At 40.5% G+C, this 13,655-nt stretch carries 4 protein-coding genes; all 4 read right to left on the bottom strand.

All coding sequences use genetic code 11. The features are described from left to right. Nucleotides 1–23: 23 nt before the first annotated feature. Nucleotides 24–3,248: an S-layer homology domain-containing protein gene (locus AC58VC_RS31720; protein ID WP_497374861.1), complete on the bottom strand. Its 3,225-nt coding sequence runs from the start codon at nt 3,246–3,248 to the stop codon at nt 24–26. 449 nt (nt 3,249–3,697) lie between these two features. Beyond that, nucleotides 3,698–6,733 (bottom strand): S-layer homology domain-containing protein, encoded by a 3,036-nt coding sequence (locus AC58VC_RS31715; protein ID WP_497374859.1) that lies wholly within the window; start codon nt 6,731–6,733, stop codon nt 3,698–3,700. A gap of 305 nt (nt 6,734–7,038) precedes the next feature. Further along, nucleotides 7,039–10,014 (bottom strand): S-layer homology domain-containing protein, encoded by a 2,976-nt coding sequence (locus AC58VC_RS31710; RefSeq protein ID WP_497374857.1) that lies wholly within the window; start codon nt 10,012–10,014, stop codon nt 7,039–7,041. Between the two features lie 249 nt (nt 10,015–10,263). Next, entirely contained in the window at nt 10,264–13,335 is a 3,072-nt protein-coding gene (locus AC58VC_RS31705; RefSeq protein WP_497374855.1) for an S-layer homology domain-containing protein, read from the bottom strand. Nucleotides 13,336–13,655: the final 320 nt, after the last annotated feature.

The raw sequence follows: 13,655 nt of genomic DNA, 5'->3' as shown, positions 1-13,655 counted from the left end.
TTTTATTTAGCGTTAGCTAATAATTATTGCGGTTGTACAGCGGTTGTAACTGTAACTGCAACTACATCGGATTTACCGCTTGGGGATGTAATTGTCAGATCAAATGCAGCATCTTGCTTAACTCCATCTTTATCAGCAATTCTAGTTACTGTGATGTTACCAGCAGCGTCAACAACTACATTACTGATGTTGGAAGAGAAGTTGCTTGCAGAGAAAGTAACACCAAGTACGCCGTTAGCTTTTTGAGCTACATCTTGCTCGTACTCTTTACCATAGTTGTCTGTAACAATTAGGTCAGGTTTCATGAAAGCGTTGAAACCAGTTTCGTTAATTTTCATCGTGCTGTCAGCTTCAACTTTATCAACTGCCAATGCATCATTTTTAGATGTTACAGAAACTGTTGTTTGCTTGATTTCGCCTTTAATAGTTTTGTAAGATACGTTCAATGTTGCAGTACCAGTTTTGTTACCAAGAACATAAGCCTTACCATTAAGTGGGTTAAAGAATACTTTAGCAACGGCATTGTTGGAAGTACTAATGCTTTGAATTGTGTAAGCAGGAAGTTTCACAACATCACCAGAAGCATTTTTTGCACTAAGTTTAACTTCGCGTGCAAATACTTGAGACAAAGTAACATCTTTAAGTTCAGCCGCAAGCGCTTTTTGACCATTTCCATATACAGTATCAACGACAACACCGCTATCGCTCAAGTTGAACAATGTAGGAACAGCGTTTACGGAGTAAGTCAGATCGTCAGTAGACTTAGCAACAGTGAATGTTCTAGTCAACTTGGAGATCTCAACACCGTTTTTAGTGATTTTTGCTGTATACTCAGCACGTGCACCTTGAGGTGTCAAAGCTTTTGCAGGTGCTGTAGCTGTTGCATCAGTTTTTAGGCTGGTAAACAATGTGAACTCGCCATTGAAAGCGTCGAAGTCACCATTGACATCTTTGCCATAAGTAACGGAGCCATTAATCGGAGCTCCTTTTGCGTCTTTCAAACCAAAATCAGTGTAGCTAGTTCCAGTAGCGTCGTAAGTTGCTACACTTACAGTCACTTCATACTTGTTAAGACCAGTACTCCAATCCTGAACAGCGTTACCTTGGCTGTCTGTGTGGTTAGCATCGTCAAGTGTTTTACCATATTGGTCAATAACAGCAAGTTCGATTGCTGAAGTACCACCTTGAACAGCTTGTTTTGCAGAATCAGTTACTACTTTGAAGTGATCAGGTACACGAGCGTCAGCAACTGTGAAAGTTTTAGTCGAAGTGCTGCTTGCATTAGCTGTTGCGATGATTGCAGTAACAGAAACTGCGCCTTTAGCACTGTTGGCAATTTGGCCCAATTTAATGCTTCCTCTGTGCTCACCGGAATCTAGAATTGTAGCAGTATTTTGGCCAGTAACACCAGAAACGTTAATTTTGATGCGTTCGATATTTTGGTCGCTAGTCAGGTCATCTAGGCTAAGTTGAGTTCCTGCAGCATCATAAGCAACAACTGGAATGTATACATCTTTGTCGCCAGCAGCAATTACATCGTTAAGATCGCCGATTTCAACTTTGTTAGCAACTTTAGAAGATTTAATGGAGATTTTACCAGTAGCTGTAGCTGCTTGGTTAAACACTGTGAAGTTGTAATCACCAGCTTTGTCAAGATCATTGTTCAAGGAGATCTTAACTTGCGGGATATCACTTCCGTTATCTTCGAATTCTACTTTAATGTTTTCAGTTGAAATGTAGTCATTCCAGATAAGAGTTGTTTCTCCAAACAATTTAGCAGTGCTAGTATTGTCTTTGCTATATACTTTAGCATTGATCAAAGAATCATAGGAGATTGTACCGCCGTATTGGTCAAACAAGTTAAGGTCGAATTTAACGTTTTCGCCTTTACCGTTCAAAGAGTCACCTACGGAGTAACGAGCTGTACCAAGCTCAAGTTTAGTCAAGATTGGTTGTGTACCCAACTTGAAGTTTTTAGTAGCTGTAATGTGGCTATCATTGTTAACGATAGTTACAGGGATTACAGATACACCTTGAGTTGTGCTCTCATTTGCTGTATCCAAAGTAATCAACAAAGTACCATCAAGATCTTTAGTGATTTTTGTGAATGTTGCTGCAGATGTGTAAACGTTGTAAGAACCAGCGTTAGTAGTTGCGTTCTCACCGTATTGGTTGGAAGCTTTTACTTTAACGATAGTTTTGTCAGCGTAAGCAATTGTATCGCCAGCGTTTACGAAGTCGATTTTTGTAAGAACTTCGTCTTCACCAGTGAATGTTGCTGTAGTTTTGTCAACAGTAGCTTCATCCAAACCGGAAACTGTTACTGTGTACTCACCTTTGCCAACTTTAACGTCAGTCAATGTCAAAACTGCGGATTTCTTGTCATCTGCAAATTTAACAGTTGTAGCTACATCAGATGTACCTTTTTTCAAAGCGATTTTTGCTTTGTCAGTGTCAACTGGTTTGTTGAAAGTTACTGTTACTTGTTGAGCACCAGTAGCTTTTGCACCTGTAACGGATACTTTACCAGGAGCTACGTATTGAGCTTTCGCTTCGTATGCACCAGTAAGAAGTAGGTCACGAGTTGCGTTGGATTGGCCACCGAATTTACCAGCGTCGCCAGCAGGAAGAAGTTTCAACTCAAGAGCAAGTGCTACATAGCCTTGTGCCCAGTCAGAAACAGTTGTATCAGTACCAGTTTTACCTTTAGCATCAGCATCTTTACCTAGTACGCGAACCAAGAAAGTAGCCAATTGCTCTTTTGTTACTTTACCAGCTGGGTTGTATTCACCTTCAGCATAGCCGTCAGTAATACCAGCAGTTTTCAAAGCTTCGATGTAAGGAAGAGCGTAGCCGTTAGCAGCGTCGTCAACTTTAACATCGGAGAAGCTGGAAGTTTTAAGGTCTTTGTTTACTTCGATACCAGTGATCAAAGCTGCAACTTTTGCGAATTGAGCACGGTTCATTTCGTCTTTAAGACCAAATGTAGTTTCGCTCACTCCATCAAAAATACCTGCGCTGATCATTGCATCAAATTTTGCTTTAGTAGCTGCGTCAAGATCTTTAAGATCTGTGAAATCAGCAGAGGATTTCGCTGCGAATGCTAGGGACGAAAACATAGATAATGCCATTGCTGTAGAAAGAACTACGGATAAACTTTTCTTCATAACCTTTTTTTCTCCTCCTTGAATATCTTTGGTTTTATTTTTTTGGATAAAGCTAGTAATATTTGAGCTCGATTTACTCATAGTTTGGTTCACCCCCTTTCCAGAGTTAGAGCGTTATATAACTAAGTTCGCGTGCAGCTCTAGTAGCTACATTGGAAACTAGTAAACGTAAAGTAGGAAGAAAGACACCCACACCAATTTACATTATACATTGGTCGAATAGCGTCGTAAAGAGTTATTTTGTGATATCTGTAAGGCTAGTTATTATCTGGTTAACTCTTTATTATTTCCTTGCTTTCAAAGTATTAAACGCACTGGGTGCGAAAAAGTTGCGATTATTCAAAAAAACTTTTTAATTATTTGAAAGCACCCAAATATCCGTGAATGTTCAAATGTAATTCCACTTAGCCCCACAGGAGTGTTTCACCGAAAAACCTCATCATAAATGCGGATGTATATGTACATAATAGCTGTATAAACAAAAAAGAAGGCCAATTGGCCTTCTTTTTTTATAAAAACGCTAGTTCATCTTATTTGTTGTTAGCTTTACCTGTTACAGTTACTGTAACAACATCGGATTTACCACTTGGAGATGTGATTGTCAGATCAAATGACCCATCAGTATCAGATGTTTTGGTTACATTAATGCCACCATTTGCATCGATGGATACTGAAGTTACGTTGGAAGAGTAACCATTAGCTGAGAATGTTACACCCAGTACGCCATTAGCTTTTTGAGCATCTTCTTGCTCATACTCAACGCCGTAGTTATCAGTAACAATTAGATCTGAATCGATGTATGCATTGCCACCAGTTGTACCAACTGTCATTGTGCTCTCAGCTTCAACTTTGTCGACTGCAAGTGCATCATTTTTGGATGTTACAGCAACTGTAGCTGTTTTAATTTCGCCTTTAATCGTTTTGTAAGATACGTTCAATGTAGCCGTACCTGTTTTGTTACCAAGAACATAAGCTTTACCACCAACAAGTGCTACTTTTGCAACTGCATTGTTTGATGTTGTAATGCCTGTAATTGTACCAGCTGGAAGTTTTACTGTATCGCCAGAAGCATTCTTAGCCGTAAGTTTAACTTCACGTGCAAACACTTGGGATTTCGTTACATCTTTAAGATCATCAGCGCTGATTTCTTTGCCATCAGTACCATAAGTTGATCCAACAACAGCACCGCTATCACTCAGGTTGAACAATGTTGGAACAGCGTTCACGGAGTAAGTCAGGTCGTCTGTCGCGCTAGCAACTGTGATTGTTTTAGTCAATTTAGAAATCTCAGTGCCGTTTTTCGTGATTGTTGCTGTATAATCAGCTTTCGCACCCTCAGTAGCTTTATCTGTTGTGAAGAGCGTGAACTCGTCATTGAATGCTTCGAAGTCACCAGCTGTTTCACCTTTACCAAAAGTCACAGAATTGACTGCTTTATCAGCTGGGTTCAGAAGGCTAATCGTATCAGCATCTGTACCTGTAGCAACCACTTTGACGTTTACTTGATATTTATTATTCGAACCATCAACATACGTTGGAGCATTGTTACCTTGGTTATCTGTGTAGTGCGCATCGTCAAGTACTTGTCCGTATTGGTCAATAACTGCAAGCTCAATTGCAGATTTACCACCTTTAACAACGGATTTCGCAGGCTCTGTTACGACTTTGAAGTGATCAGGTACACGAGCGTCAGCAACTGTAAATGTTTTTGTTGATGTGCTGCTTGCGTTCGCTGTTGCAATGATCGCTGTAATGGATACAGCACCTTTTGTGTTGTTGCTGATTTGATCTAATTTAATCGAACCTCTATGCTCGCCGGAATCCAGGATGCTTGCTGTTGTTTGACCTTCAACACCAGAAACGTTCACTTGGATACGTTTAATGTTTTCATCGCTGGTCAGGTCATCCAAGCTTAATTGGTTGCCAGCAGCATCATAAGCAACGACTGGTACATAAACTTCTTTGTCGCCAGCCGCGATCACATCGTTAAGCTCACCAATTTCAACTTTGTTTGCAAGTTTCGAAGATTGAACGGATACTTTGCCAGTTGCTGTAGCCGCTTGGTTGAACACGGTGAAGCTGTAATCGCCAGCTTTGTCTACATCATTGATTAATGAGATTTTAACTTGTGGAATATCGTTACCGTTATCTTCTACTTCTGTTTTCACATCTCCAGCCGGGATGTAGTCGTTCCAGATCACGGTTGTATCACCGAACAATTTAGTAGTGCTTGTATTGTCTTTGCTGTATACTTTGGCATTCATCAAAGAGTCATAAGAAATTGTACCGCCGTATTGGTCAAACAGGTTAAGATCGAACTTCACGTTCTCGCCTTTACCATTAAGTGCTGTACCTACGGAGTAACGCGCTTCACCAAGTTCAAGTTTCGTTAAAATTGGTTGTGTACCCAACTTGAAGTTTTTCGTAGCTGTAATGTGGCTGTCGTTGTTAACGATAGTTACTGGAACCACAGACACGCCTTGCGTTGTGCTTTCGTTTGCTGTATCCAAAGTAATCAACAAAGTACCATCTGTATCTTTTGTGATTTTAGTGAATGTTGCAGCGGAAGTATACACGTTGTAAGAACCAGCGTTTGTTGTTGCATTCTCACCATATTGGTTAGAAGCTTTTACTTTCACGATTGTTTTGTCTGCATAAGCAATTGTGTCGCCAGCATTTACGAAATCGATTTTTGTAAGAACTTCATCTTCACCAGTGAAAGTTGCAGACGTTTTCTCAACAGTAGCTGCATCCAAACCGGAAACTGTAACTGTATACTCACCTTTGCTTACTTTAACATCGGACAATGTTAGAACCGCGGATTTCTTGTCATCAGCAAATTTCGTTGTTGTAACGACTTCGCTAGTGCCTTTTTTCAAGCTCAATTTTGCTTTTTCAACATCAACTGGTTTGTTGAATGTTACTGTTACTTGTTGCGCACCTGTTGCTTTAGCACCTGTTACGGATACTTTACCAGCCGGTACGTATTGTTGTTTCGCTTCATAAGCACCAGTTAATAGAAGATCACGAGTTGCGTTAGCTTGGCCACCGAAAGTACCATCTTCACCATTAGCAAGAAGTTTCAATTCAAGCGCCAATGCAACATAACCTTGTGCCCAACCGGATACGGTTGTGTCTGTACCTGTTTTGCCTTTAGCTGCTTCGTCTTGACCAAGAACACGTACCAAGAAAGTAGCTAGTTGTTCTTTAGTTACTTTACCAGCCGGGTTATATTGACCTTCAGCATAGCCATCAGTTACGCCAGCAGTTTTCAAAGCTTCGATGTAAGGAAGTGCATAACCATTTGCTTCGTCGGTTACACTAACGTCAGTGAAGCTAGAAGTTTTCAAATCTTTGTTTACATCAAGATTCATGATCAATGCAGCAACTTTTGCGAATTGCGCACGGTTCATTTCGTCTTTCAGACCAAATGTTGTTTCGGATACACCGTCAAAAATACCAGCGGAGATCATCGCATCAAATTTTGCTTTTGTAGCGGCATCCAGGTCTTTCAAATCTGTGAAATCAGCAGATGATTTCGCTGCGAATGCTAGGGATGAGAACATGGAAAGAGCCATAGCAGATGTAAGAACTACGGAAAGAGTTTTCTTCATAAAGGTTTGTTTCCTCCTAATATTTTAAAGTTTTTTGTTATAAAAACTTATAACCAACCAAAACCAACCAACAGGACGACAATTGAATCAACCTTGCTACTGTTCGTATAGCTTTTCGTCTATCACCTCGTCTACATGGATTAGTATACTATTATCTTGCTATTAATTCATTGACAAGTATTTTCCAAGTAGACTGATAGATGGCTCTTCCTAGAAACACAAAAAAGAAGACCCCGAAGGGCCTTCTTTTTTTAAAATTACTTAACGATTACTGATGTTACAGTTGACTTACCATTTGGTGATGTGATGATCAAATCAAATGTCGTACCAGTGTCCGCTTTGATTGTTCCGTCAGAACCGATCTCCACTTTTCCTTTTACATTGTCTGCTGAGAATGCCAGACCCATCAAATAGTTGTAAGTCGGTGCTTCGTCTTTGTCGTACTCAACACCATAGTTATCCGTTACAGTTAGATCTGCTACTGCATAAGCATTAGCTCCCGAGGAAATAGTAGCTTCTGTTTCTCCAGCTTCAAGCTTGTCTACAGCAACCATATCGCTTTTCACTGTTACAGGTACACTTGCTTGTTTAACATTACCATCAACTGTTTGGTACGTAATACTTAGTGTTGCAGTACCTTCTTTGTTACCAAGAACGAAGGCTTTACCTGCATCCTCACCAGTTCCCATCGCAACCTGTGCCACACTAGCGTTTGAAGTTGTAATCTGTGTTGCCACGGCTGGAAGTTCAACTGACTCACCCGCAGCATTCTTCGCACTAATTTTTACTTCACGGGACAGTTTGCTTGTTGCTACTACCAATTCACTGTCATTCACTACGTCGCTGTCCATAGCATTGAACAATGGTGCTACGGTTCCAACGCTGTAAGTTAAGTCTGCATTCTCACCCACAACTGTAAGTGTTCTTTCTACTTTGGAAATCTCTTGATCGCCTTTAAGGATTTGAGCAATAAACTTAACGTAAGTTCCTTCTTTTGCAGCTTTCGTTGTTTCAAAAGTGAACTCGTCATTGAAAACTTTATAGTCGTTTGTACCTTTTTCATACGTATTCTTCGTCAATACGTCTCCATTTGGAGTAACAACATGAGCAGTAGCATTGTCAATAACTTTGCCATTTACATCATAGGTCACTGCTGTTGCAACTACGCTATATTTCGTATTGCCATCTGCTGTTGGAACTACAGAACCATTGCTATTTACATAGTTGGAATCATCCAGTACTTGACCATATTGATCGATCACACTGAACTCAAAGTCAGAAGTTGCCCCTGCTACAGCATTCTTGCCTGGAACTGTTACTTCTTTTAAATGGTCAGCAATACGAGCATCGTGAACTGTGTACGTTTTAGTAGCCGTGCTGCTTGCATTTGCAGTTGCAATGACTGCTGTCACAGATACTGCTCCGTTAGAACCAGCGTCAATTTTATCCAGCTTAATCATACCCTTGTGCTCACCGGAAGTTACAATTGTGCTGCTGCCCGTTGCTCCAGAGATCGACACTCTAATGCGTTCTACATTTGCATCACTTGCCAAATCTTCTGCACTCAATTGATTGCCCTTTGCGTCATATGCCATCAATGGAACGTATACTTCTGTATCTCCGGAAGCAATAACATCATTCATGTCGCCAATTTCTATTTTAGTCGCTAATTTTGCTGATTGAATGCTCACTTTACCTGTTGCAGTTGCCGCTTGATTAAATACAGTGAAGCCGAAATCTCCGGATTTATCGATGTCTTTAAGCAAGGAGATTTTCACTTGCGGAATGTCATTACCGTTGTCTTCAATTACGTAGCTAACATCTTCGCTTGCAAGATAGTCATTCCAAATCAAGCTTGTATCTTTGAGCTTGTCTGAGCTAGATAGCATTTCATAGGACATAACAGAACCATATTGGTCGTATAAGTTCAAATCAAACTCAGCATTCTCACCTTTAGCATTTAGAGCTGTACCCACGGAGTAACGTGCTGTGCCTAGCTCGAGTTTTGTTAAGATTGGTTGCGTGCCCAGCTTGAAGTTCTTCGTTACTGTAATGTGGCTGTCATTATTCACGATCGTTACCGGAATCACAGTTACGCCTTGCGTTGTGTCTTTTGTATTAGTATCCAATGTGATCAATAGTGTACCATCATTGTCTTTTGTTATTTTAGTGAAAGTTGCAGCTGAGGTATACACATCGTAAGAGCCTGCATTTGTTGAAGAAGCTTCACCATATTGGTTTACAGCTTTAGCTTTAACAATGACTTTATCCGCATAAGCAATCGTGTCATTCGCGGATACGAATTCGATGTTTTTCATCACTTCGTCTTCACCTTTGAAAGTGGCTGTTGTTTTATCAACGGCAGCTGCATCAAGACCGCTCATATTTACTGTGTAGTCGCCATTGCTGATTTTTACATCAGTCAGTGTCAAAACAGCAGATTTTTTATCTGCCGCGAAAGCCGTAGTTGTTACAACGTCAGCGTTACCCTTTTTCAAAGACAACTTCGCTTTTTCTGTATCAACCGGTTTATTAAAAGTAACTTCAACTTTCTGTACCCCTGCTGCTTTCGCACCAGTAACAGAAACTTTACCAGCCGGTACGTATTGTTGCTTTGCTTCATAAGCTCCAGTTAATAGAAGATCTCGAGTTGCATTAGCTTGCCCGCCGAAAGTGCCATCTTCGCCATTTGTAAGAAGTTTCAGTTCAAGCGCTAATGCGACATAACCTTGTGCCCAACCGGATACAGTTGTGTCCGTTCCTGTTTTGCCTTTAGCTGCTTCGTCTTGACCAAGAACGCGTACCAAGAAAGTAGCTAATTGTTCTTTAGTTACTTTACCTGCTGGGTTATATTGACCTTCCGCATAACCATCCGTAACGCCAACTGTTTTTAAAGCTTCAATATAAGGAAGTGCATAACCATTAGCTGCATCGTCAACACTAACGTCAGTGAAGCTCGATGTTTTCAAATCTTTATTTACGTCAAGACCCATGATTAGTGCTGCAACTTTAGCAAATTGTGCGCGATTCATTTCATCTTTTAGACCAAATGTTGTTTCAGATACACCGTCGAAGATACCTGCAGAGATCATTGCGTCGAATTTAACTTTTGTAGCGGCATCCAGGTCCTTCAAATCTGTGAAGTCAGTAGAAGATTTCGCTGCGAATGCCAGGGATGAGAACATGGAAAGAGCCATAGCGGATGTAAGAACTACGGAAAGGGTTTTTTTCATAAAGTTTTGTTTCCTCCTAATATTTAAAAGTTTTTTGTTATAAAAACTGAGGATCAACTTGATGTTTGCGTGAATCGCATTTGATTTCGTATATCATTTCGTATATCAACTTGGCTACCAACTTAGTATACTATCGACCGACGATAAAAGCATTGATAAGTATTTTCCATGGTGATTTGTGCAAAGCACATTAGTGAAATGAAAAAAAAGAAGGCCGATTGGCCTTCTTTTCTTAAGTGCTAGTTAATCTTATTTTACTGTTACTGTAACAACATCGGATTTACCACTTGGGGATGTGATTGTCAGATCAAATGATCCAGCATCGCCGTTTGTTTTCGTTACTGTAATGTTACCATTTGCATCGATGGATACTGAAGTTACGTTTGAAGAGTAGCCATTAGCTGAGAACGTTACACCCAGTACGCCATTAGCTTTTTGAGCATCTTCTTGCTCATACTCAACGCCGTAGTTATCAGTAACAGTTAGATCTGAATCGATGAATGCATTGCCACCAGTTGTACCAACTTCCATTGTGCTTTCAGCTTCGACTTTGTCGACTGCAAGTGCATCATTTTTCGATGTTACAGCAACAGTAGCCGTTTTGATTTCGCCTTTGATCGTTTTGTAAGATACGTTCAATGTAGCCGTACCTGTTTTGTTACCAAGAACATAAGCTTTACCACCAACAAGTGCTACTTTTGCAACTGCGTTGTTAGATGTTGTAATGCCTGTAATTGTACCGGTTGGAAGTTTTACTGTATCGCCAGAAGCATTCTTAGCCGTAAGTTTAACTTCTTGTGCAAATACTTGAGATTTTGTTACGTCTTTAAGGTCATCAGCGCTGATAGCAGTTCCACCAGTACCATAAGTTGATCCAACAACTACGCCGCTATCACTTAGGTTGAACAAAGTTGGAACAGTGTTCACGGAGTAAGTCAGGTCGTCTGTTGCGCTAGCAACTGTGATTGTTTTAGTCAATTTAGAAATTTCAGTGCCGTTTTTCGTGATTGTTGCTGTGTAATCCGCTTTTGCACCTTCAGTAGCATTTTCTGTTGTGAACAGTGTGTACTCGTCATTGAATGCTTCGAAGTCACCAGCTGTTTCACCTTTACCAAAAGTAGCAGAAGTAATTGCAGTAGCATTATCGTCACCTTTTCTCAGGCCGATCGTACCAGCAGCAGTACCTGTAGCAGTAACATCAACTTTTACTTGATACTTGTTGTTCGAACCATCAACATAAGTTGGAGCATTGTTACCTTGGCTATCTGTGAAGTGTGCATCATCAAGTACTTGTCCGTATTGGTCAATAACAGCAAGCTCGATATCAGATGTACCGCCTTTAACAACAGATTTCGCAGGATCTGTTACGACTTTGAAGTGATCAGGTACACGAGCGTCAGCTACAGTAAATGTTTTTGTTGATGTGCTGCTTGCATTCGCTGTTGCAATGATCGCTGTAATCGATACAGCACCTTTAGTGTTGTTGCTAATTTGGTTCAATTTAATCGAACCTCTGTGCTCACCGGAATCCTGAATGGTTGCTGTCGTTTGACCTTCAACACCAGAAACGTTCACTTGGATACGCTCAATGTTTTGATCGCTAGTCAGGTCATCCAAGCTTAATTGGTTGCCAGCTGCGTCATAAGCAACGACTGGTACATAAACTTCTGTATCGCCAGCCGCGATAACATCGTTAAGCTCACCAATTTCAACTTTGTTTGCAAGTTTCGAAGATTGAACGGATACTTTACCACTTGCTGTAGCCGCTTGGTTGAACACGGTGAAGTTGTAGTCGCCAGCTTTGTCTACATCATTGACTAATGAGATTTTAACTTGCGGGATATCGTTTCCGTTATCTTCTACTTCTGTTTTCACATCTTCAGCTGGGATGTAGTCATTCCAGATGACCGTAGTGTCACCGAACAATTTAGAAGTGCTTGTATTGCCGTTGCTGTATACTTTTGCATTGATCAAAGAGTCATAAGAGATTGTACCGCCGTATTGGTCAAACAGGTTAAGGTCGAATTTCACGTTCTCGCCTTTACCGTTAAGTGCTGTACCTACGGAGTAACGCGCTTCACCAAGCTCAAGTTTCGTCAAAATTGGTTGTGTACCCAACTTGAAGTTTTTCGTAGCTGTGATGTGGCTGTCGTTATTAACGATAGTTACTGGGATCACAGATACGCCTTGTGTTGTGCTTTCGTTTGCTGTATCCAAAGTAATCAACAAAGTACCATCTGTATCTTTTGTGATTTTAGTGAATGATGCAGCGGACGTGTACACGTTGTAAGAACCAGCGTTTGTTGTTGCGTTCTCGCCATATTGGTTAGAAGCTTTTACTTTAACGATTGTTTTATCTGCATAAGCAAGCGTGTCGCCAGCATTTACGAAATCGATTTTTGTAAGAACTTCATCTTCACCTGTGAAAGTTGCGGAAGTTTTCTCAACAGTAGCTGCATCCAAACCGGAAACCGTTACTGTGTACTCACCATTGCCAACTTTAACATCAGTCAATGTTAGAACCGCGGATTTCTTATCATCAGCAAATTTCGTTGTTGTAACGACTTCGCTAGTCCCTTTTTTCAAGGACAATGTAGCTTTTTCTGTATCAACTGGTTTGTTGAATGTTACTGTTACTTGTTGCGCGCCAGTTGCTTTCGCACCCGTTACAGATACTTTACCAGCTGGTACGTATTGTTGTTTTGCTTCATAAGCTCCAGTTAATAGAAGATCACGAGTTGCGTTAGCTTGGCCACCGAATGTACCAGTTTCGCCATTCGTTAGAAGTTTCAATTCAAGCGCTAATGCAACATAACCTTGTGCCCAGCCAGAAACAGTTGTATCTGTACCTGTTTTGCCTTTAGCTGCTTCATCTTGACCAAGAACACGAACCAAGAAAGTAGCTAGTTGCTCTTTAGTTACTTTACCAGCTGGGTTATATTGACCTTCAGCATAGCCATCAGTTACGCCAGCAGTTTTCAAAGCTTCGATATAAGGAAGTGCATAACCGTTAGCAGCATCGTCAACACTAACATCAGTGAAGCTGGAAGTTTTCAAATCTTTGTTTACATCAAGATTCATGATCAATGCAGCAACTTTTGCGAATTGTGCACGGTTCATTTCGTCTTTCAGACCGAATGTTGTTTCAGATACACCGTCGAAAATACCAGCGGAGATCATCGCATCAAATTTTGCTTTTGTAGCAGCATCTAGGTCTTTCAAATCTGTAAAGTCAGCAGACGATTTCGCTGCGAATGCTAGGGATGAGAACATGGAAAGAGCCATAGCGGATGTAAGAACTACGGAAAGTGTTTTCTTCATAAAGTTTTGTTTCCTCCTAATATTTTAAAGTTTTTTGTTATAAAAACTTATAACCAACGGGACGACAGTTTGAATCATTTTTGAGCCGATTCTATGTAGCTCCGCGGCTATCATCTCGGCTACACGACTTAGTATACGTGAGTATATACTAAATTTCATTGATAAGTATTTTCCAGTAGCATTGATTTACTAGTTAAATAATTATCGGTTTGTGCATGTATCACTCACATTTACAATTTACAACGTAATTGTGAACTAAATAAGTAGAGAAGCTGAATTCTAGCTAAAAGTTAGCTTAAAATAAGCTTAAACGAACGCTA

The sequence above is a fragment of the Paenibacillus sp. J22R67 genome (assembly GCF_059692175.1).
Note: the sequence above shows the minus strand (reverse complement) of the source record. Positions and strands in the feature narration are given on the sequence as shown.